This is a genomic window from Rhodopseudomonas sp., assembly GCF_036404135.1.
GTDB lineage: Bacteria > Pseudomonadota > Alphaproteobacteria > Rhizobiales > Xanthobacteraceae > Rhodopseudomonas_A.
Genome location: NZ_DASWPE010000122.1, coordinates 1 through 19,951, shown reverse-complemented (window position 1 = coordinate 19,951; position 19,951 = coordinate 1). Strand labels below are relative to the sequence as shown.

Annotated in this window: 21 protein-coding genes; 12 read left to right on the top strand and 9 right to left on the bottom strand. The window is 66.6% G+C overall.

The features are described from left to right. The first annotated feature begins 9 nt into the window (after window positions 1-9). From VGC77_RS15295 to VGC77_RS15270, 6 genes are all read left to right on the top strand, one after another. The gene (locus VGC77_RS15295; protein WP_331172428.1) at window positions 10-393 is read left to right on the top strand and encodes a cupin domain-containing protein; all 384 of its coding nucleotides are present in this window, start codon (window positions 10-12) and stop codon (window positions 391-393) included. 18 nt (window positions 394-411) lie between these two features. Further along, complete coding sequence (locus VGC77_RS15290; protein ID WP_331172414.1) at window positions 412-1,185, top strand: acyltransferase; 774 nt, start codon at window positions 412-414, stop codon at window positions 1,183-1,185. Window positions 1,186-1,267: 82 nt separating this feature from the next. Next, window positions 1,268-1,513 carry a hypothetical protein gene (locus tag VGC77_RS15285; RefSeq protein WP_331172413.1) on the top strand — a complete coding sequence of 82 codons (246 nt, stop codon included), beginning with the start codon at window positions 1,268-1,270 and terminating at the stop codon, window positions 1,511-1,513. After that, window positions 1,503-1,760 (top strand): hypothetical protein, encoded by a 258-nt coding sequence (locus VGC77_RS15280; protein WP_331172412.1) that lies wholly within the window; start codon window positions 1,503-1,505, stop codon window positions 1,758-1,760. Before VGC77_RS15285 ends, VGC77_RS15280 begins: the two co-directional genes overlap by 11 nt. 265 nt (window positions 1,761-2,025) lie before the next feature. After that, complete coding sequence (gene rpsD, locus VGC77_RS15275; protein ID WP_331172411.1) at window positions 2,026-2,643, top strand: 30S ribosomal protein S4; 618 nt, start codon at window positions 2,026-2,028, stop codon at window positions 2,641-2,643. A gap of 296 nt (window positions 2,644-2,939) precedes the next feature. Continuing rightward, window positions 2,940-4,055 carry a threonine aldolase family protein gene (locus VGC77_RS15270; protein WP_331172410.1) on the top strand — a complete coding sequence of 372 codons (1,116 nt, stop codon included), beginning with the start codon at window positions 2,940-2,942 and terminating at the stop codon, window positions 4,053-4,055. On the opposite strand, the gene VGC77_RS15265 is transcribed toward VGC77_RS15270, so the two are convergent. The 3 genes from VGC77_RS15265 to grxD are packed head-to-tail and all read right to left on the bottom strand — an operon-like array spanning window position 4,021 to window position 6,203. Next, window positions 4,021-5,289, bottom strand: a complete 1,269-nt coding sequence (locus tag VGC77_RS15265; RefSeq protein WP_331172427.1) for a serine hydrolase domain-containing protein — start codon at window positions 5,287-5,289, stop codon at window positions 4,021-4,023. The genes VGC77_RS15270 and VGC77_RS15265 overlap by 35 nt on opposite strands. Before the next feature lie 42 nt (window positions 5,290-5,331). Then, window positions 5,332-5,874, bottom strand: a complete 543-nt coding sequence (locus VGC77_RS15260; protein ID WP_331172426.1) for an O-acetyl-ADP-ribose deacetylase — start codon at window positions 5,872-5,874, stop codon at window positions 5,332-5,334. Next, window positions 5,871-6,203, bottom strand: a complete 333-nt coding sequence (gene grxD / locus VGC77_RS15255; protein ID WP_331172409.1) for a Grx4 family monothiol glutaredoxin — start codon at window positions 6,201-6,203, stop codon at window positions 5,871-5,873. The genes VGC77_RS15260 and grxD overlap by 4 nt, the downstream gene beginning before the upstream one ends. A gap of 266 nt (window positions 6,204-6,469) precedes the next feature. Here grxD and egtB point away from each other — a divergent pair, with 266 nt between their 5' ends. Both egtB and egtD read left to right on the top strand, forming a co-directional pair. After that, complete coding sequence (egtB, locus tag VGC77_RS15250) at window positions 6,470-7,723, top strand: ergothioneine biosynthesis protein EgtB (protein ID WP_414709678.1); 1,254 nt, start codon at window positions 6,470-6,472, stop codon at window positions 7,721-7,723. 41 nt (window positions 7,724-7,764) lie between these two features. Next, window positions 7,765-8,736, top strand: a complete 972-nt coding sequence (egtD, locus tag VGC77_RS15245) for an L-histidine N(alpha)-methyltransferase (protein ID WP_331172408.1) — start codon at window positions 7,765-7,767, stop codon at window positions 8,734-8,736. 264 nt (window positions 8,737-9,000) lie between these two features. On the opposite strand, the gene VGC77_RS15240 is transcribed toward egtD, so the two are convergent. The 3 genes from VGC77_RS15240 to VGC77_RS15230 all read right to left on the bottom strand — a co-directional run bounded on the left by VGC77_RS15240 (window position 9,001) and on the right by VGC77_RS15230 (window position 11,250). After that, window positions 9,001-9,723 carry a hypothetical protein gene (locus VGC77_RS15240; protein ID WP_331172407.1) on the bottom strand — a complete coding sequence of 241 codons (723 nt, stop codon included), beginning with the start codon at window positions 9,721-9,723 and terminating at the stop codon, window positions 9,001-9,003. 76 nt (window positions 9,724-9,799) lie between these two features. After that, on the bottom strand, window positions 9,800-10,987 hold the full coding sequence (locus VGC77_RS15235) for a low temperature requirement protein A (protein WP_331172406.1): 1,188 nt from the start codon (window positions 10,985-10,987) through the stop codon (window positions 9,800-9,802). Window positions 10,988-11,013: 26 nt separating this feature from the next. Beyond that, window positions 11,014-11,250, bottom strand: a complete 237-nt coding sequence (locus tag VGC77_RS15230; protein ID WP_331172405.1) for a BolA family transcriptional regulator — start codon at window positions 11,248-11,250, stop codon at window positions 11,014-11,016. A gap of 180 nt (window positions 11,251-11,430) precedes the next feature. Here VGC77_RS15230 and VGC77_RS15225 point away from each other — a divergent pair, with 180 nt between their 5' ends. The 3 genes from VGC77_RS15225 to VGC77_RS15215 all read left to right on the top strand — a co-directional run bounded on the left by VGC77_RS15225 (window position 11,431) and on the right by VGC77_RS15215 (window position 13,920). Beyond that, the gene (locus tag VGC77_RS15225; RefSeq protein ID WP_331172404.1) at window positions 11,431-11,796 is read left to right on the top strand and encodes a DUF427 domain-containing protein; all 366 of its coding nucleotides are present in this window, start codon (window positions 11,431-11,433) and stop codon (window positions 11,794-11,796) included. A 74-nt stretch (window positions 11,797-11,870) separates the two neighbouring features. Then, complete coding sequence (locus tag VGC77_RS15220; RefSeq protein ID WP_331172403.1) at window positions 11,871-13,052, top strand: acyltransferase; 1,182 nt, start codon at window positions 11,871-11,873, stop codon at window positions 13,050-13,052. Window positions 13,053-13,128: 76 nt separating this feature from the next. Then, window positions 13,129-13,920: a GNAT family N-acetyltransferase gene (locus VGC77_RS15215; protein ID WP_331172402.1), complete on the top strand. Its 792-nt coding sequence runs from the start codon at window positions 13,129-13,131 to the stop codon at window positions 13,918-13,920. A gap of 234 nt (window positions 13,921-14,154) precedes the next feature. Here VGC77_RS15215 and VGC77_RS15210 read toward each other — a convergent pair whose 3' ends face one another. From VGC77_RS15210 to purL, 3 genes are all read right to left on the bottom strand, one after another. Beyond that, window positions 14,155-15,834 carry a B12-binding domain-containing radical SAM protein gene (locus VGC77_RS15210; RefSeq protein ID WP_331172401.1) on the bottom strand — a complete coding sequence of 560 codons (1,680 nt, stop codon included), beginning with the start codon at window positions 15,832-15,834 and terminating at the stop codon, window positions 14,155-14,157. Continuing rightward, on the bottom strand, window positions 15,831-16,532 hold the full coding sequence (locus VGC77_RS15205) for a hypothetical protein (protein ID WP_331172400.1): 702 nt from the start codon (window positions 16,530-16,532) through the stop codon (window positions 15,831-15,833). Before VGC77_RS15205 ends, VGC77_RS15210 begins: the two co-directional genes overlap by 4 nt. 336 nt (window positions 16,533-16,868) lie before the next feature. Continuing rightward, on the bottom strand, window positions 16,869-19,079 hold the full coding sequence (gene purL / locus VGC77_RS15200; protein WP_331172399.1) for a phosphoribosylformylglycinamidine synthase subunit PurL: 2,211 nt from the start codon (window positions 19,077-19,079) through the stop codon (window positions 16,869-16,871). Window positions 19,080-19,277: 198 nt separating this feature from the next. Here purL and VGC77_RS15195 point away from each other — a divergent pair, with 198 nt between their 5' ends. Continuing rightward, window positions 19,278-19,763, top strand: coding sequence for a PaaI family thioesterase (locus tag VGC77_RS15195; RefSeq protein WP_331172398.1), 486 nt, complete (start codon window positions 19,278-19,280; stop codon window positions 19,761-19,763). The last annotated feature ends 188 nt before the right edge of the window (window positions 19,764-19,951 follow it).

Genomic DNA, 19,951 nt, shown 5'->3' with positions numbered 1-19,951 from the left:
ATGAAGCGAATGAAACGAATTCTGTTGGGCGTCGTTGCCGTGGCATTCGCCGGCGGGCTGGCGTCGGCGCAGCAGGGCGGCATCAAGCGCACCGCGTTGCAAAAAGTCGAGTTCCCGGACGGCTACGTCACCGTCACCGGCATCGCCGAAATCCCGCCGGGCGGCAGCGCCGGGCGGCACACCCATCCCGGCATCGAGACCGGCTATCTGCTGGAAGGCGAAACCGACATGCTGATCGACGGCCAACCGGCCCAGCACCTCAAGGCCGGCGATTCCTACTCTATCCCGGCCGGCGTGGTGCACGACGCCAAGGTGCATGGCGACAGAAGCGTCAAAGTGCTCGCCGTCTATGTGGTCGACAAGACCAAGCCGCTCGCCTCGCCGGCGCCGTGATGCGGCCTGTTTAACGCCATGCGCGGACGGTTTTGCAAGGTCTCGCGGCCGCGGCAGTTCGTCATCGATCTGATGCGAGCCTCGTGCGGCGTGCCGTTGATCACCATGAAACGCACGCTCGACGTCGGCCCGCTCGCCGCGGCGCGGGCGGCGGCGCTGGCGCGCCCGGGCTGGAGCGCGATCTTCGCCAAGGCGTTCTGTCTGGTGGCGCGCGACGAGCCGATCCTGCGCACGCTGTACATCAAATGGCCGTGGTCGCATTTCTACCAATTGCCGCAGAGCGTCGGCATGATCGCGGTGGCGCGCTGCCTGGACGGCGAGGACTGCGTGCTGATGCAGAAGGTGAGCGCCGCCGATGAGATCCCCTTGGCGGAGGTCGACGCCAAGATCCGTCACGCGCAGACCGCCGCGATCGACCAGGTGCCGGCGTTCCGGCGGATGATGCGGCTGACCCGGCTGCCATGGCCGATCCGCCGGCTGGCCTGGGCGTTCGGCCTCAACATGGGCCGGCAGCACGCCAATTACGCCGGCAGCTACGGCATCACCTCGGTGGCGGCGTTCGGCCCCGGCGAACTCTATGCGCTGAGCCCGGGGCCGTTCCTCATCAGCTACGGCCAGCTCGCGCCCGATCACAGCATCGAGGTGATCGTGCGCTGGGATCACCGCGTCACCGATGCCGCGATGATCGTCAAGCTGTTCGACAAGCTGGAACGGGTGCTGAACGGCGCCATCGCCGCCGAATTGCGCGCCCGGCCGCAGATCACGCCGCCGGTTCGCGTCGTCGCGCATTGAGGGCGCGGCTGGGTTCGATCAATGCCGCGGCCGGATCGCCGGCTTAGCATGAGGCAAGGAGACGAACGCCGAGGACGAGCCCTTGCCCAGCCCAGCCCGCATCGAGCGCATCAAGCTGATTGCCAATTTCTGCAACACGATCGCAGCCGCCCTCCTCACCGTGGGCGTGTTCACCCCGATCGCGCTTCAGGTCTACGGCTTTGGCGATCCGCCGCGCCACAGCGACCTGCTGGTCGCCGTGCCGGTGGTTTGCCTTTGTGCCTGCGTCGCCCTACATTTGCTCGGGCAATGGGCTCTGGAAGCGCTGGACGATCCGGATGACCAATAGGGAGATCTACCTGCTGTCGCTGCCCGTGATCGCAACGCTCGTTGTGGCGGTTATGGCTGTCTTGATCCGCTACCGCCCCTGGCATCGCAAGCCGGCCATAACGGCCGCCGCGCGCGGGATTTCCTCCGAACAGCAATTGTTGATCCGGCGCCTCAACGAGGTGTTCGACCGCCTCGGTGACGACGCCTCGCGCGGCGCGCCGCCGGTCGAGCCAAAACCCGGTGAAGCCGTCAAGGCTGATCGCTGAGGGCGATCCGCGCCAGGCCATTTGCAGGCCCCGGCGAGGCCGCAATTGGCCGCTGGCAGCGTGGCCGCATCGCCGGACCGCGAATTGACACAAGCCCCGTTAATGCCTAGAACACCGCTGCTCGCGGGCCGGTTTCGGCCCGCGTTGCGTTTCGCGACCCGTGGTTCTCCCCTTAAGCTTTAAGGGTGGGCCTGTCGGCTCCGGGAAAGTCCCGGCGCACAGGAGGGCGCGTTTCCTCATCCACATCAGCCGTTCAGAGGACGCGATGACAAAGCGCAGTGAAGCGAAGTATAAAATCGACCGCCGGATGGGCCAGAACATCTGGGGCCGCCCGAAGAGCCCGGTCAACCGCCGCGAATACGGCCCCGGCCAGCACGGCCAGCGCCGCAAGGGCAAGCTGTCCGACTTCGGCGTGCAGCTGCGCGCCAAGCAGAAGCTGAAGGGCTATTACGCCAACATTTCCGAGCGCCAGTTCCACGGCATCTATGTCGAGGCCACCCGCCTCAAGGGCGACGCCGGCGAGAACCTGATCGGGTTGCTGGAGCGCCGCCTCGACACCGTGGTGTACCGCGCCAAATTCGTCTCCACGATGTTCGCCGCGCGCCAGTTCATCAACCACGGCCACGTCAAGGTGAACGGCAAGCGCGTCAACATCGCGAGCTACAAGGTCAAGGTCGGCGACCTGATCGAGGTCAAGGAATCCTCCAAGCAGCTCACCTTCGTGCTGGAAGCCGTGCAGCTCCCCGAGCGCGACGTGCCGGACTTCATCGAAGCCGATCACGGCAAGATGACCGCGAAGTTCATCCGCATCCCGCATCTGTCGGACGTGCCGTTCGCGGTGCAGATGGAGCCGCATCTGATCGTCGAATTCTATTCGCGCTAACCGCGTCAGCAGCGATTGACGTCAAGGCCCCGGTTTCGCCGGGGCCTTTTTCGTTGCGCCTTTTGGTTCTTTGCAAAATTTTACCCTTGAACCAACGGCTTGGCGAAGGCTTGTCCCAAATCGATTGCGACTTGGTCATTTCGCTTGTGCGGCTGCATCGCCGTCTTATCTTTTGAGAGCGCCTGATGTTTCGAATGTGGGCTGGCCCGGGTCCGGCGGCTTCGCTGTAACGAGATGATTGTCACTGCAAGGGGGATGATCAATCTGCCCTGCCGTGCGTGGGACAGGAAGTGACCATGGTTTACGCCCCGGCGTTGGACGAGCCCGGCCTACCGCCGATCCGCATCAACCTGTTATCCGACACCCAGACCCGCCCCAGCGCTGCGATGCGCCAGGCGATGGCGATGGCCGAGGTCGGCGACGAACAGATGGGCGACGATCCGACCGTCAGCGCGTTGTGCGAACGCGTCGCCGCGCTGCTCGGCAAGGAGGCGGCGGTTTTCATGCCGTCCGGCACGATGTGCAACGTCGCCGCTACCCTGGTGCATTGCCGCCACGGCGACGAGATCCTGGCCCACGACACCGCGCACATCGTGACGCTGGAGGGCGGCGCCCACGCCGCATTCGGCGGCGTCCAGGTCAAGCCGCTGCCCGGCGCCCACGGCCAATTCGCGCCGGAGCAATTGCGCGAGGCGCTGCGTCCGGCGAGCCGCAATCAGCCGCGGCAGACGCTGGTCAGCGTCGAGCAGACCGCCAATCTCGGCGGCGGCGCGATCTGGAAGAAAGCCGCGCTCGACGCCGTCGTCGAAATCGCGCGCGGCCATGGCCTTGCCACCCACATGGACGGCGCGCGGCTGTTGAACGCCTGCGTCGCCACCGGCATCAGCGCCCGCGCGATGGCCGCCGGCTGGGATTCGGTGTGGCTGGATTTCAGCAAGGGACTCGGCGCGCCGCTCGGCGCGGTGCTTGCCGGCTCGCGCGGCTTCATCGACGACGCCTGGCGCTGGAAGCAGCGGCTCGGCGGCGCGTTGCGCCAGGCCGGGATCTGCGCCGCCGCCTGCCACTACGCGCTCGACCACAACGTCGCGCGGCTCGCCGAGGATCACGGCAATGCGCGGGCGCTGGCGGCGGGGCTTGCGCAAATTCCCGGCGTCGAGGTGCAGAGCCCGGACACCAACATGGTGTTCTTCGATCCCGGCGGCGCCGGGCTGAGCAGCGACGCGCTGGTGGTGGCGTTGCGCCGCCGCGGCGTGCTGGCCTGCGTGATGGGCGGACGAATTCGCGCCTGCACCCATCTCGACGTCTCGGCGGCGATGATCAGCGAAACGCTGGCGGCGATCGGCGAGATCTTGAAGGCCACCGTGCCGGCGGCCCGGCTCAGTTCTCCAGCGCCTCGTAGATCAGCTTCTTGACCTCGGTCTGGATCCGCTGCCGCTCGGAGAAGGTCTGCTGCAGCAGCACGAAGAACAGGTCCTGCTTCGGATCGATGACGAAGTAGCAGCCCGAGGCGCCGTCCCATTTCAACTCGCCGAGCGAGCCCGGCGTCGGCGGTTTGGCGCCGCCGGGATCGGTGCGCACCCCGAAGCCGAGACCGAAGCCATAGCCGTCGCCGGGGAAGTAATAGTAATCGCGCGCCACGCCGGAGCCGGGGCCGATGTGATCGGTGGTCATCAGCTTGAAATTTTCCGGGCTGAGATAGCGGTGGCCGTCGAGCATGCCGCCGTTCAAGAGCATTTGCGAGAACCGCGCGAAATCTTTGATCGTCGTCACCATGCCGCCGCCGCCGGATTCCCATTTCATGTAGATATCGGCGGTGTTCTCGAACACGTCGCTCGGCACCGGGCGGGCTTGCAGTTTCAGGCGCTCCGGCTCGGTGACGAAGAAGCCGGTGCCGGTCATCCGCAACGGGTCCAGCAGCGCCTGCTTTTCGAACTGATACAGCGACTGCCCGGACACCACCTCGATGACGCGGCCGAGAATGTCGGTGGAATGGCCGTAGTCCCACAGCGTGCCGGGCTGCTCCGCCAACGGCAGCCGGGCGACCCGCTCGGCGAATTCGGCGTTGTTCAGATCGCCGTCATAGATCGTTGAATTGCCCCAGGTCTTGCGGATCAGGCTGTCGCCGTAAAACCCGTAGGTCATCCCCGAGGTATGCAGCAGCAGATCCTTGATGGTGATTGGACGCGCCAGCGGCACCAATTCCAGCGCCTTGCCGCCTTCGACGGCCTTTTCGATTCCGACCTTCATCGTCGCGAAGGCCGGAATGTATTTGGCGACCGGATCGTCCAGCCTGAGCCTGCCCTGGTCGATCAGCAGCATCGCGGCAAAGCTGGTGATCGGCTTGGTCATCGAATGCAGATGGAAGATGGTGTCGTCGGTCATCGGCTGTTTGGTGGTGAGATCGCGGACGCCGAAGAACTTGGAATACACCGGCTTGCCGTGCTGCTGGATCAGCAGGATGGCGCCGGGGATCTTGCCTTGGGCGATTTCCCTGGCGAAGAAATCGTCGATCCGCTCGAGCTTGCTGGCCGAAAAATGCGCGCCCGCCGGCTTGTCGAAGCCGTCATCCGCGAAGCCCGCACACGCCGTCAGCAGGGTGAGCCCGACGCCGCCGGCCCACGACAGCAACGCCTGCCGCACTTTCATCTGTCCTGCTTTCCCGGTCACGGTTCGATCGTCGTCGGCGAACTATCCGGCACAAGTGCCGACGCGCCCCAACTCCGCCTGGTGCAGCCCCGCGCTGACATCGGAGAAGCAGCAAAACACCACGCGGCGCAGCGCCGGCGCCGCGGCCAGCGCCTCGATCGTGGCCGCGACCGCGATGCCTGCGGCGCGCTGCGGCGGAAAGCCGTAGACCCCGGTGGAGATCGCCGAAAACGCCACCGAGGCCAGACCGTTGCCCTGGCACAGCTCGATCGCGCGGCGATAGCACGACGCCAGTGCGGCGTCTTCGCCATTGGCGCCGCCGCGCCACACCGGCCCGACCGCATGGATGACGTGCCGCGCCGGCAACAGGTAGCCGCCGGTGATCTTGGCGTCGCCGGTGGCGCAGCCATTGAGGGCGCGGCATTCGGCGAGGAGCTGCGGACCGGCGGCGCGGTGGATCGCGCCGTCGACCCCGCCGCCGCCAAGCAGCGACGCGTTCGCGGCATTGACGATGGCGTCAAGGCTGAGGGTGGTGATGTCCGCGACGACAACCTCGCAGCGGACCGGGCCGAGCTGCCGGATCAGGCGGAGGCCGCCACGGTGATGCCCTTGTCGGCGAGCAATTGCTGCAATTCGCCGGCCTGGAACATTTCGCGCACGATGTCGCAGCCGCCGACGAATTCGCCCTTCACATAGAGCTGCGGAATCGTCGGCCAGTTCGAATAGGTCTTGATGCCGTCGCGCAGATCGGCGGATTCCAGCACGTTGAGGCCTTTGTAGCCGACGCCGACGTGGTCGAGGATCTGCACCACCTGGCCGGAAAATCCGCATTGCGGAAATTGCGGCGTGCCCTTCATGAACAGCACCACGTCGTTGGACTTCACTTCGTTCTCGATGAATTGCTCAATGCTCATAATCGGGTCCCTTTGCGGCACCGGCCAACGGCGCGTCAAACCTTAAATAGGTTACCCGAAACCATTGACCAGCCCAAGTAAAATGCCGGCGAGGCAAAATTCGCCGGCCTCGCGGCCGCCGTCGCCGTGGCGAGGGTTGCGCGGCGGCGCGGTTTCCCGCCCCGCAAACCCTGTCGGCAGCTGCTTGTGCTTCCTATCTTGGGAGTCGGGGCGTGTCGTGGAACCCATCCCGCGAAGCAGCGTTTTCCCCAAAACCGGAGTTTGACGTGACGAACCTTGCATCCGCCGCGGCGCCGTTGGCCGCCCCTTGCCCGTCATCAGCCTCCGAGCCGGGCCACCTGGCGCAGCGCTTGCTGCAGGCCTATCGCGCGGTGCGCGACGAGACCGAGCGCCGCGCCGCCACGCTGTCGCCGGAGGACCAGGTGGTGCAGTCGATGCCGGACGCCAGCCCGGCGAAATGGCACCGCGCCCATACCACCTGGTTCTTCGAACAGTTCCTGCTCGGCGAGCATTGTCCGGGCTACACGCCGTATCATCCGGACTACGCTTATCTGTTCAATTCCTACTATGTCAGCGCCGGCCCGCGCCACGCCCGCAATCAGCGCGGCTTATTGACCCGCCCCGGCGCCGCCGAAGTCACGGCCTACCGCGCGCATGTCGACGCCGCGGTCGCCGACTTCTTCACCAGTGCCGACGAGGCGACGCTGAGCAAGCTCGCGCCGCTGCTCGAGGTCGGGCTCAACCACGAACAGCAGCATCAGGAATTGCTGCTCACCGACATCCTGCACGCCTTTGCGCAGAACCCGATCCCGCCGGCCTATCAGCCGGGCTGGCGGTTTCCGCTCGCACAGCGCGGCCGCGACTGGGTGACGCTGAACGAGGGCATTCACAGCATTGGACACACCGGCGAGGCGTTTCATTTTGACAACGAGACCCCGGCGCATCGCGCGCTGGTCGGCCCGGTGAAGCTTTCCCGCAACCTCGTGAGCAACGCCGAGTGGCTGGAGTTCATCGCCGCCGGCGGCTATCGCACGCCGACGCTGTGGCTGATGGACGGCTTTGCCGCCGTGGAGCGCGAGGGCTGGGAGGCGCCGGGGCACTGGCGCCGCATCGACGGCGCCTGGCAGATCATGACGCTCGGCGGCTTGCAGCCGCTCGATCCCGACGCCCCGGTGTGCCATGTCAGCTACTACGAGGCCGACGCGTTTGCGCGCTGGCGCGGCAAGCACCTGCCGACCGAGATGGAATGGGAGGTCGCGGTGCGCGCCGGCTCCCTCAACGACGCCTTCGGCCTCTGCTGGCAATGGACCCGCAGCGCCTACGCCCCCTATCCCGGCTACCGCGCCATCGACGGCGCGCTCGGCGAATACAACGGCAAGTTCATGGTCAATCAGCTGGTGCTGCGCGGCTCGTCGCTGGCGACGCCGGCGGACCACAGCCGGGTCAGCTATCGCAATTTCTTTTATCCGCACCATCGCTGGCAATTCACCGGCCTGCGTCTGGCAGACTACGGCGGCTGATCCGTTTTTCAACCGCGCCGTGGCGCGACCGGGAGATCGAAATGAATGTACATGCCGCCGCGTCAAATCTGGCGCAACGGTTCGATGAGCAGACCTCGGCGTTCGCGCGCGACGCGATCGAGGGATTGTCGAAACTGCCGAAGCGCCTGCCGCCGAAATACTTCTACGACGCCGAAGGCTCCGCGCTGTTCGAACAGATCACCGGCCTGCCGGAATACTATCCGACCCGCACCGAGCTCGGCATCCTGCGCGCGCGCGCCGCCGAAATCGGCCCGATGATTCCGCAAGCCGCCGCGATCGTCGAATTCGGCGCCGGCTCGACCACCAAGGTCCGTACCCTGCTGCCCGCCGCCGCGATCGGCGCCTACGTGCCGGTGGATATTTCCGGCGACTTCCTCAACGCCCAGGCCCGCGCGCTGCGGCAGGATTTTCCCAAGCTCGCGATCTATCCGGTGACCGCGGATTTCACCGCGCCGTTCGCGCTGCCGGAGGCGGTGCGGATGATGCCCAAGGTCGGGTTCTTTCCGGGTTCGACGATCGGCAATTTCGAGCCGTTCGAAGCCGCGGGTTTCCTGCGCAGCGCCCGCGCCATCCTCGGCAGCGGCGCGCTATTGCTGATCGGCGTCGATCTGGAGAAGGATGACCGGGTGCTGACCGCGGCCTATAACGATTCCGCCGGCATCACCGCGCAGTTCAATCTTAACGTGCTGGCGCGGATCAACCGCGAACTCGCCGGCGACTTCGACCTGTCGGGCTTCGTGCATCGCGCGATCTACAACCGCGAGCGCCACCGCATCGAGATGCATCTGATTAGCCGCAAGGCGCAGACCGCGCATCTGCTCGGCCACCACGTCGTGTTCCGCGCCGGCGAAACCATCCACACCGAGAGCAGCTACAAATACAGCGTCGAGCGCTTCAACACGTTGGCGCGCGGCTCCGGCTGGGCGCCGCGGGCGCTGTGGACCGACGCCGAGGCGATGTTCTCGCTGCACGCGCTGGCGGCGGCGGAGTAGAACGCGCTTTCGTGGTCCCCCAGGGACGCGCGTTGTCTTATTGAATTCGCCAATCAAAGAGCGCCAACCAAAGAAGGCCGTCATTCCGGGGCGCAAGGGCGCAAGCCCGAGCGAACCCGGAATCTCGCAGCGCATACAGGCTTTCCCAGCAGCAAGATTCCGGGGCGCGCGCAGCTATCGCTGCGCGCGCCCCGGAATGACGACTTCGTTGTTGTGACGCGCATCGACCAATCGGGCGATGACGCGGCCCGCCAGCATCGCGACTCAGGCGAGTTCGGCCGCGATGACGCGCGCGCTGCGGACACGCGCCTCGGTGGCGCATTTTTCGACATGGACCTCGCGATTGATCACCTGCAGGTTGGGCAGCCCCCAATAGCCCAACAGCTCGGGCCACGCCGTATCGCGGTGTCGGCGCCAGACCTCGAACAGCGGCACAAGGTGATCGATCTCGGCGGCGCGCAAAAGTCGCCGGTTGGTCTGCCGGCAGCGGCGGCCCTGCAGGCGGCGCAGCAGCCGGGTCTGGCCGCTCGGGGCGTTCCAGAATTGCCAGGCGACCACGCAGGCAGAGTGCCAGTTGGCATTGCGGTTGATGCCGCGATCCCACAGATCGACGTGCCAGCCGAAGCGATACACCGGCTGGCCGCAGACACAGCAGAAGCCGGCGCCCTTGCCGTGAGCCGCTTCGCGATACGGCGCCGGCGGCGCGCGGAAGCTGGCCGGCCGGCCGGTCGCGCGATCGTCGCCGAGCTGCCAGCGCCAGCCGTCGGGCGCGCCGCTCCGCGCCGCCAGCGCCCGGGCCAGCCGGTCCGCGCGCAGCGGATGGTCGCGCCAATAGCCGTCGATCGCCAGCCGCGGCGTCGGCGGCACGAAGCGGCAAGCCAGCGCGCGCGCCAGCACCGCGGCGGGAAACACCGCCGGCAGCGACTTGCTCAGCCGCGCCAGCGTCCGCCGATTGGCTTCCGCCTTGTCGTCCTGCCATTTCGACAAATCGGCCTCTCCAAACCCGCGCGGCACGGTGCATCGGCGCCGTTAAGCCTTGGTTAAGCGAAGCCTTGGTCAAGCGCTAAGCGATCGGCGAGCGGCCGCCGGCGCCGAGCGAAATCGCTTCCCAGGCGCCGACCACCAGCAGCACCGCCGCGGCGATGGCCCCGAGCAGCAGCGGCGACATCAGGCCGCCAAACGGGATCAGCAGCACCAAGGCTGTGGTGCCGCCGAGATGCGACAATTGCCAGCGGCCGTGCACGCTGTGCTTGAACAGCAGCACGCCGAACAGGAACAACAGCGGCCCGCCGATCATGCCGAACATCGCCTTGGCGTCGGCGTGGCCGCCGGGGTGCGCCAGCAGCAGCTCGTCGCCGACCGCGCTGACCACGATGCCGGCGACGATCGGCAGATGCAGATAGGTATAGGCCAGCCGCGCCAGCCGCCCGGGATCCGACGAATGCGAGATCCGCTCGGCGCCGACATGGACGCCGATGTGGAAATAGATCCACCACATCGCCATCGAGCCCGACAGCGCCACCGCGAACGAACTCAGCGCGGTGGCGCTCCAGGCGATCCCGGCGAAGCTGGCGCCGGTGACCACGATGGATTCGCCGAGCGCGATGATGATGAACAGCGCGCAGCGCTCCGCCATGTGGCCGCCCTCGACGCTCCAGTCGGTGGTGGCGGAGGCGCCGAGCCGCGGCACCCAGAACCGCGCCACCGGCCCGAGATATTCGATCAGCAGCGCGCATAGCCACAGCCCGAGCTGGGCCTTGCCGTGCCACAGCCCGCCCGCGATCCACAGCGCGCCGCTCGCGCTCAGCCACAGCAGGATGCGCAGGAAGCTGATCTTCAGCTTATGGTCCGAGGCCGGCACCGACCAGGTGAAGAACGCGGTGCGGCCGACCTGCATCGCCGCGAACGCCAGCCCGAAGGCCAGCCCACGGCTCTCGAACGCCTTGGGGATCGAGGTCGACAGCAACAGCCCGAGCGCCATCAGCGCGAACAGCATCAAGCGCACCGCGGTCTGTTCGGGGTCGAGCCAGTTGGTGATCCAGGAGGTGTAGACCCAGACCCACCACACCGCGAGCATCAGGATCGCGGTCTGCAGCAGGCCGAGCGCGGTGAAATGCGCCAGCAGAAAATGCGAGATCTGGGTGATCGCGAACACGAACACCAGGTCGAAGAACAATTCGACATAGGTGACGCGATTGTGTTCGTCGGGCTTGCGATCGCGCAGCCAACTGGCGCCGGCCGCGGGCCGCACCTCCGGGATGATCTGATCGTCCAGCGTCAGCTTTCCGGCACGCCGGTCTGCAACGCCAAAGCGTGCAGCACGCCGCCCATCTGGCCTTGCAACGATTGATAGACGATCTGGTGCTGCTGCACCCGGGACTTGCCGCGGAAGGATTCCGAGATCACCGTGGCCGCGTAATGGTCGCGGTCGCCGGCGAGATCGCGGATCGTCACCTCCGCATCGGGGATCGCCGCCTTGATCATGGATTCAATATCCCGGGCGTCCATCGGCATTCAACGTTCTCCCAAGCGCCCGCGAAACCCGCTGCGAATCGCGGCTGATCGACGCCGCCGCGCCGACCCTAGCCGGCACCGCGCACCGCGTCATCCGGATACTATATTTGCCCGGCAGGCCCTTTCAAAGCCCGCCGGCATCGCCCATCTCAACGGAACCGTCGAATTTGAGGGTTGCCCATGAAGAATCCCGGTCCAGACCACCCGATCACCATCCAGCCGACCGCCAAGCGGGTCCGGGTCTCCGCCGGCGGCGTGGTGATCGCCGAAACCTCCCACGCGCTGACGCTGAAGGAGGCGAGCTACCCCGCGATCCAATATATCCCGCGGCAGGACGCCCATCATGAGTTCCTGGAACGCAGCGACCGCTCCACCCACTGCCCCTACAAGGGCGACGCCAGCTATTTCAGCATCAAGGCCGGCGACACCCGGCTCGACAACGCGGTGTGGAGCTATGAGCAGCCGTTCCCGGCGATGCGCGAGATCAAGGACTATCTGGCGTTCTATCCGGACAAGGTCACGATCGAGCAACTCGACGCGGCGTAGTCGGCGTCGCGAGACCGCGGCCGGCATAGGCTTTGCTGCGGTCGCGGGATGACCCTGGAGCGGGAGGCGACGGCGTGACGCTGGTTTCGGATCGGATCGAGCAGGCCGCGGCGCCAACGGTCGCGCATGCGGCGCGCAATCTGTCGCTGGACCGGACCCGCAGCTTCCTCACCCTTTTGGTGCTGATCCATCACGCGGTAATCCCATACACCTATTACGGCCACACCGACCCCACCTCCTTTGCCGGGTTCGACGCCATCGTACTCGCCACCGACAGCTTCTTCATGGCGATGTTCTTCCTGCTGTCGGGGCTGTTTCTGTGGCCGAGCGTGGCGCACCGCCCGCCGGGGGTGTTTGCCCGCGACCGGCTGATCCGGCTCGGCCTGCCCTTTGCGTTTGCCGCTTTGACCATCATCCCGATCGCCTACTACGCGATCGCGCTGCGCCAGGCGCCGGGGCTGGGGTTCGGCCAGTTCTGGTGGACCACCGTCACGGTCGGGCCGTGGCCGAGCGGCCCGTTGTGGTTTCTCTGGGTGCTGCTGATCTACAGCATCGCGGGCGGCGCGCTGTATCGGATCTCGCCGCACGCGCTGGACGGCATCAACCGGCTGTCGGTGCGCGGCTTTGCGCAGCCCGAGCTGCTGTTGCTGGTGTTCGTGGCGGTGGCCGCCATCGTCTATGTGCCGATCCGGGTGCTGCTCGGCCCCAACCACTGGCTGGAATTCGGCCCGTTCTCGGTGCAGACCTCCCGCATCCTGCTTTACGCGGCGTATTTCTTTCTCGGCGCCGGGATCGGCGCGGGCAATATCAGCACCGGCATCCTCAGCCCGCAGGGCGAATTGCCGAAGCGCTGGACGCGCTGGGCGATCACCGCGCTGGTGCCCTATGTCGCGTTGTGGGGGCTGATCTATATCAAGCGCCAGATCCTCGGCAATCCCGACGCGCTGCCGGCCTGGTACGAGGCGAGCTACGCGATCGCCTTCGTGGTGTTCAGCGCGGCGATCACCTTCACCATCCTGGCGGTCTTCCTGCGCTTCAAGACCTCCGGCTGGAGCCTGCTCGATCCATTGCAGCACGACGCTTACGGCATTTTCCTGGTGCACTACGCCTACATGCTGTGGCTGCAATATTGGCTGTACAGTGCCGAGCTGCCGGCGATCGCCAAGGCCGGAATCGTGTTCGTCCTTGGCCTCGGCTTAAGCTGGATCACCACCGCGCTGCTGCGGCGGATTCCCGGCGTGGCCCTGGTGTTGTGACTGGCCGCGGCGGCTTTCTCCCGCCGCGGTGAAGGTGTAGGCTTTGGGCGATGCCATCGCCGAGGTGCGACACCCCGTGAAGCCATTCGCAGCCCTCAGCGGCGCCGAACTGCAGATGCTGGCGGAGCTCACCCAAGCGCATCCGGTTTTCAGCGTGTATTTGTCCGATGCCCGCACAGCCACCCGCGGCGGGGCCAGCAACCGCTCCGCGCTGCTGGGGCGCGACGGCGCCGGGGCGGCGCTCGGCATCGCGTTTGATCAGCTCGAGGTGCGCACCATCGTCGGCCGGCTCTCGCCTGGCGAGGAGTTTGCGATCGCCGATCTGCCGCAGGGCGGCGAACTCCATGTCGATCGCGACGCCGCCGCAAGGATCCGCGGCCGGCTGGCGGGCCGGGTGATCGGCGTGCACCCGTTGCAATATTACGCGATCGGCGAGCGCCCGGCGCACGCCGCCGATCCGCGCTGCACGCCGATGGCGCGCGACGATCTCGAACGGGTCGGGCGGTTCTTTGCGTCGCATTATCCCGAGACGATCTTTTCGCCCTGGATGCTCGACCGGCTGTTTCTCGGCATCGTCGAGAACGGAGAACTGGTGGCCTGCGGCGGCGTGGTGGCCGCGGCCGAGGGCATCTGCAACATCGGCAATTTTCTCACCGCGCCGCGGCACCGCGGCCGCGGTCTGTGTCGCGCCATTGCCAGCAGCCTGGTCCACCGGCTGTTCGACCAAGGCATCTCTCAGGTCACGCTCGGCACCACGCAAGACAATCCGGCGGCGTGCCGGGCCTATGAAGCCAGCGGATTTGCCTGTTTCGATCGCCGGCTGCAGCTCGACGTGTCGGCGGCGTCCGATGTGCACAGCGAGCGGTGAGCGCGGCGTTCGACGCGTCATGGCGCGGCGGCATTTGCGACGCCGCAAGCCAGGCTCCGCGTGACGCGGAGTAATTGCGCTGCGGCTGCGCCGCACCGCAGCTCGCGCTGAAGCATAGCGCTGACCGACATCGCCCCGCGGAAAATATCGCCCCGCGGAAAACATCGCGCTGCAGACGATATCGCCCTGCCGGCATCGTCCTGGTTCTCGCTGCTTTGCGCGGCCGGGCGCCGCCTATTGCGCCATCGACGCATCCAGCGGCGCGGCGCGGGCCGGCGCGCCTTGCGGATGGCGCAGAATATCCTTCATCACCGCGGCCAGCCGCTTGGTGCGCTGCACGAAACCCGCGATCAGCGCCGCAAGCTGCGGGTCCGGCGCGCCGGCGGCGACGGCGTCGATCAGGCCGAGCAGATGGTTACAATAGCTGCCGTGAATGAGATCGATGCCGGTGGTGATTTCGCTGCGGCCGGACGTGCCGCGGCGGTGCGCGATCGCGGCTTCGGCTTTCGCGTCGCGCAAGGCGAGGTCGAGATCGCGGATCGATGGATCATAATAGGAGGTGAACTGCGCCACCCGTTCGACCAGCGGATCCTCGAAGCGGTAGCCGCAGGTCTTGCCGATGTCGTCGGCGCCGACAAACAGCCCCTTGCGGATCATCTCGTCGCGCAATTCGGTTCCCGGATAGAGCTGCAGCCGGGTGACGAAGAAATCCCAGGTCGCGGCGCCGAAGTCGCGCAAATAAAGCGCGTTGTCGCGCAGTTCGTCGAGACTCATCGACGGGTCGAACATGATGAAGCCGCTGGCGTCATATGTAATGCCAAAGGCGCGCATCAACTCGATGGCTTCGGTGTTGGCGTCGCTGGAATTCTGCTTGTCATAGCGCTTCAGGATGCGATCGACCCCGGACTCGATGCCCATCTCGATCGACCACAGGCCTACCCCGACCAGCCGCGGCAGCAGGTCGCGGTTGGCGATGATCGCATCGGCGCGGCTCATGCAATAGAACGGCACGACCAAACGCCGCCGCTCCATCTCCTCGACGAATTCGGTGGCCCAGCGTCGCGACGCCGTCGAGGTGCCGAGGAAGATGACGTCCTGAAACTGCATCACCGGGTGAACCAGCTCGCTATTCAGGTAGCTGGTCGCCAGCCGCTGGATTTCGTCGACCACGCGACGGGGCGACCGCCGGCGCCAGACCCGCCCGCCGCCGAGCCGGAGGAATTCATGCGCGGTGCAGAACCGGCAGCGGTGGGTGCAGCCCCGCCCGGTCAGCACCGAGATGCTGACCGGCCGGCCGGCGCGCAGCGCCATTTCCACGATGTCCTTGTGCGGCTCGGGCTGCGCGTCGAGATCCTCGATCGCGGTGCGGAAACCGCCGTGCAGCAGCGCGGTGCCGCGGCCGCGCGCGAGCACGCCGGCGACCGGCGCAGCGAGGCCGGCCGGGGCGGCGTGCGGCAGCGCCGCCAGCAGATCGGCCAGCGTGGCCTCGCCCTCGCCCAGCACCACCGCGTCGACCTCGGCATGCTGCGTCAGGATGTTCTCGGCATGGAAGGTGGCGTGCTCGCCGCCCCACACACAATACAGCTCCGGACGCGCGGCCTTGACGCCTTGCGAGATCGCGACGCAATGGGTGTAGTCGGCGAAAGAATGCAGCGACAGGCCGATCAGCCGCGGATTCATCTGCACCACGCAGGCGACCAGGCCGTCATCGTCGAGGTCGAGGGCGTGCGCATCGAGGATGCGCACCGCGTAGCCGTCGGCGCGCAGGCCCGCTGCCAAGTAACCGACACCGAGCGGATCCTGCACCGGCGCGCCGGCGGGAACCGCGCCAAAGTCGCGCGGCCGCACCAGCACGACGTCCGGCCGCGGCGGCGCGTCCGCGGCGCGCGGCGCCAGCTCCAGGCGCGCCGTCACTTGTCGTCCTTGCGCTGACCCTCCGCCAGCTGCGCGGCCTGTCCGCTCAAGTCGAGCGCGCGCTTCACCTCGTCGGCGACCAGTTGGCGCAGCACGTCGCTCGACGTCGAGACCACCGCCTTCACCGCGTCCTGGATCGCGACCGCCTTCAAGGCGTCCTGCACCGCCACCGCTTTCAGCGCGTCCTGCACCGCGACGACGCCCTTCTGGGTGTCCTGCACCGCGACCGCCTTCAGCGCGTCCTGCACCGCCACCGCTTTGAGGGCGTCCTGCACCGCGACCGCCTTCAATGCATCCTGCACCGCGACCACGCCCTTCTGGGTGTCCTGTACCGCCACCGCTTTCAGGGCGTCTTGCACCGCGACCGCCTTCAATGCGTCCTGCACCGCGACCACGCCCTTCTGGGTGTCCTGCACCGCCACCGCCTTGAGGGCGTCCTGAACGGCAACCGCCTTGAGCGCGTCCTGCACCGCGGGAGCGCTTAGGCGATCCTGGAACAGCGCGGCTTTCGCCGCGTCGCCCACCGCCACCGCCTTGACCGCGTCCTGTATCGTCGCCACCGCCTTGGCGGCGTCGTTCAGCGCCTGGACGGTACGTCGGACGTCGGGGGCCTCGAGCGACTTGGCGGCGGCTTCGAGCTGTTCGATCGCTCGGTCAATATCCTGCCCGGAGTTGGCTTCCTGCGTATTGTCGGACACGCGAACCTCCTTTGAGACTGGGCATAATGCGCCAGCAGACGTCACTGCTCATCGCGGTACAAAGTCGCCGCGAACTACTCAATCAAGGATTGCGTCAAAGTTAACTCACTCTCGACGGGAGTCAACAGGAAGCCTGCGCGATTCGCGATTTCATAGCGGATCGATCGCCGCACTGCGCGGTGGGTCGGAAAAATGGTCTCGACGACGCTAGAGCTATTCCGGTTCTGATCGAATTAGAACCGGAGCTCTAGATTCTTATTTTGACGCGTTTTCTTCACGCGAACCGGGATCCACTTCGCTCGAAAACGCTATAAAGGGCTACTCCCGCCAAATCGGTCACGCCTTGCCGTTCATGTAGTTCGGCAGCCAGGCCTCGTGGGCGTGGTCCAGCGCCTTGACGTCGATCGAGGGTTCGCCGGCGATCGAAAGCGTGTGGCCAATGGTCTTGCCGATCTGCAGGCAGGGCACGCCGACCGCCTTCAGCTTGGTGAGCACGCCGAGTAACTCGTCCTGCGGCACGGTGACGAGGTAGCGCGCCTGATCCTCGCCGAACCACCAGGCATGCGGCACGATCGCCTCGGGCGCGGCGTCGAGCGCGGCGCCGATGCCGCCTGCGATCGCCATCTCGGCCAGCGCGATCAACAGCCCGCCGTCGGACAGGTCATGTACCGCGGTCGCGGTGCCGGCGTGGATCATGCCGCGTACCACGGTGCCGTTGCGCTTCTCGGCGTCGAGATTGACCGGCGGCGGCGCGCCTTCTTCGCGGCCGCAGATGTCGCGCAAATAAACCGACTGGCCGAGCCAGCCGCGGGTCTCGCCGATCAGCAGGATCGCCTCGCCCTCGGCCTTGAAGGCCAGCGTCGCGGATTTGGTGAAATCGTCGAGCAAGCCGACGCCGCCGATCGACGGGGTCGGCAGAATGCCGCGGCCGTTGGTCTCGTTGTAGAGCGAGACGTTGCCCGACACGATCGGCGTCTGCAGCGCGATGCAGGCTTCCGAAATGCCGTTCAGGCAGCCGACCAACTGCCCCATGATCTCGGGCCGCTCCGGATTGCCGAAATTCAGATTGTCGGTGATGGCGAGCGGCTTGCCGCCGACCGCGGTGATATTGCGATAGGCTTCGGCGACCGCCTGCTTGCCGCCCTCGTAAGGATCGGCCTCGCAATAGCGCGGCGTGACGTCGACGGTCAGCGCCAGCCCCTTGGGGCCGTCCTCGATCCGCAGCACCGCGGCGTCGCCGCCCGGCCGCTGCACGGTGTTGCCGCCGATGACGTGGTCGTACTGTTCCCAGACCCAGCGCCGCGAGCACAATTCCGGCGAACCGATCAGCCGCTGCAGCGCGGCGATCACGCCGATCGGCGGCGCGACGTCGCGGGCGTGGACAATCGGCAGCTTCGGGCTCTCGACATGCGGGCGGTCGTAGAGCGGCGCCTCGTCGCCCAATTCCTTGATCGGCAGGTCGGCCTTGACCTCGCCGCCGTGCTTGACGACGAAGCGCAGCGTCGGCGTGGTGCGGCCGACAATGGCGAAGTCGAGCCCCCACTTTTTGAAGATCGCCTCGGCCTCGCGCTCCTTCTCCGGCTTCAGCACCATGAGCATGCGCTCCTGGCTTTCCGACAGCATCATCTCGTAGGCGGTCATGCCGGGCTCGCGGGTCGGCACCGCGTCGAGATCGAGGTCGACGCCGAGGTCGCCCTTGGCGCCCATCTCCACCGCCGAACAGGTCAGCCCCGCCGCACCCATGTCCTGGATCGCGATCACGCAATCCGCCGCCATGATTTCCAGGCAGGCTTCCAGCAACAGCTTCTCCGCGAACGGGTCGCCGACCTGCACGGTCGGGCGCTTCTCGTCGCTGTCGCTGTCGAATTCCGCCGACGCCATGGTGGCGCCGCCCATGCCGTCGCGGCCGGTCTTGGAGCCGAGATAAACGATCGGCATGCCGACGCCCGAGGCCGCCGCCAGGAAGATCTTGTCGGCGTCGGCAAGCCCGACCGCCATGGCGTTGACCAGGATGTTGCCGTCATAGCGGGTGTGGAAGCGGACCTGGCCGCCGACCGTGGGCACGCCGAAGGAATTGCCGTAGCCGCCGACCCCGGCGACCACGCCCGACACCAGCCGGCGGGTTTTGGGATGCTCGGGGGCGCCGAAGCTCAAGGCATTGAGGCAGGCGATCGGCCGCGCCCCCATGGTGAAGACGTCGCGCAGGATGCCGCCGACCCCGGTGGTGGCGCCCTGATACGGCTCGATGAAGCTCGGGTGGTTGTGGCTCTCCATCTTGAACACGATGGCCTGGTTGTCGCCGATGTCGATCACCCCGGCGTTTTCGCCCGGCCCGACCAGCACCCAGGGCGCCTTGGTCGGCAGCCCCTTGAGATGGATGCGCGAGGATTTGTACGAGCAGTGCTCGTTCCACATCGCCGAGAAGATGCCGAGTTCGGTGAGGCTCGGCTCGCGGCCGATCAATGTCAGGATGCGCTGATATTCGTCCGGCTTCAGGCCGTGGCTGGCGACGAGTTCGGGGGTGATCGGCGTGGGCTTGGACGACATCGCGGCGCAATTCCTGAAACGGTCAATCGGCCTCCCCCGCGGGGAAGGAGAAGGCCCGTTATTAGAAAGATTGCGACAGCGGGGAAAGCGGTTTTATGGCGCATTCCGGCTTTCCCGCGCGCCCGGCGGGCCGGCGATTGCATTGCCGCGGTCGATCGGTTTTATGGGGGGATCGTTCCCAGCCGAAGGACCGAGCGCGTGACCGACACTGCCCCCGCCCCGCTGGGTCGCCCCGACCTCACCATCGCCAGCGAGGGCGAATTCGCCGGCTGGCGGACCTGGACCCGCGATACTTTCGAAACCAACAACGGCCCGTTCTGGCACCGTTTCGAGGACGACGGCACCGTGCGCTGCGCGTTCCGGGTGGAGAAGAAACATCTCAACGGGCTGCGCGGCGTGCACGGCGGCTGCTTCATGACCTTCGCCGATTACGCGCTGTTTGCGATCGCCGCGCACCAACTGCAAAGCCCGGCGGTGACGGTGGCGTTCGGCTGCGAATTCCTCGACGTGGCCTATGAGGGCGAATTGATCGAGGCCTCGGGCGAGGTCACCCGCGCCGGCAAATCGCTGATCTTCGTCCGCGGCATGCTGAAGAGCGCCGGGCGGCCGCTGTTCACGTTTTCCGGCACCATCAAGCGGGTGAAGCGCAAGGTCGCGCCGAGCGAGGTCGGCGACGGCCATTGAGGGAACCGAAACTGACGACGCCGAGGTCCCGCGCCACACCCCACCGCCGTCATCCTGAGAGCCTGGCCGAAAAAGAGTTGAGTGATTTCAGTCTGTTGTGATTCCGTCGGATTTGCGAAGATTCGATGGAGGCACAGATGTGGACTGAAACCACCCGCCGCTATTATCAGCGCAGCAGCCCGCGCTAC

What these genes read in the sequence shown, in the direction of transcription:
- VGC77_RS15295 (WP_331172428.1), top strand. Translation starts at nt 10, where the DNA reads ATGAAACGAATTCTGTTGGGCGTCGTTGCCGTGGCATTCGCCGGCGGG.
- VGC77_RS15280 (WP_331172412.1), top strand. Translation starts at nt 1,503, where the DNA reads ATGACCAATAGGGAGATCTACCTGCTGTCGCTGCCCGTGATCGCAACG.
- VGC77_RS15230 (WP_331172405.1), bottom strand. Translation starts at nt 11,250, where the DNA reads ATGCCGATGGACGCCCGGGATATTGAATCCATGATCAAGGCGGCGATC.
- rpsD (WP_331172411.1), top strand. Translation starts at nt 2,026, where the DNA reads ATGACAAAGCGCAGTGAAGCGAAGTATAAAATCGACCGCCGGATGGGC.
- VGC77_RS15265 (WP_331172427.1), bottom strand. Translation starts at nt 5,289, where the DNA reads ATGAAAGTGCGGCAGGCGTTGCTGTCGTGGGCCGGCGGCGTCGGGCTC.
- egtD (WP_331172408.1), top strand. Translation starts at nt 7,765, where the DNA reads ATGAATGTACATGCCGCCGCGTCAAATCTGGCGCAACGGTTCGATGAG.
- VGC77_RS15225 (WP_331172404.1), top strand. Translation starts at nt 11,431, where the DNA reads ATGAAGAATCCCGGTCCAGACCACCCGATCACCATCCAGCCGACCGCC.
- VGC77_RS15270 (WP_331172410.1), top strand. Translation starts at nt 2,940, where the DNA reads ATGGTTTACGCCCCGGCGTTGGACGAGCCCGGCCTACCGCCGATCCGC.
- VGC77_RS15290 (WP_331172414.1), top strand. Translation starts at nt 412, where the DNA reads ATGCGCGGACGGTTTTGCAAGGTCTCGCGGCCGCGGCAGTTCGTCATC.
- purL (WP_331172399.1), bottom strand. Translation starts at nt 19,079, where the DNA reads ATGTCGTCCAAGCCCACGCCGATCACCCCCGAACTCGTCGCCAGCCAC.
- grxD (WP_331172409.1), bottom strand. Translation starts at nt 6,203, where the DNA reads ATGAGCATTGAGCAATTCATCGAGAACGAAGTGAAGTCCAACGACGTG.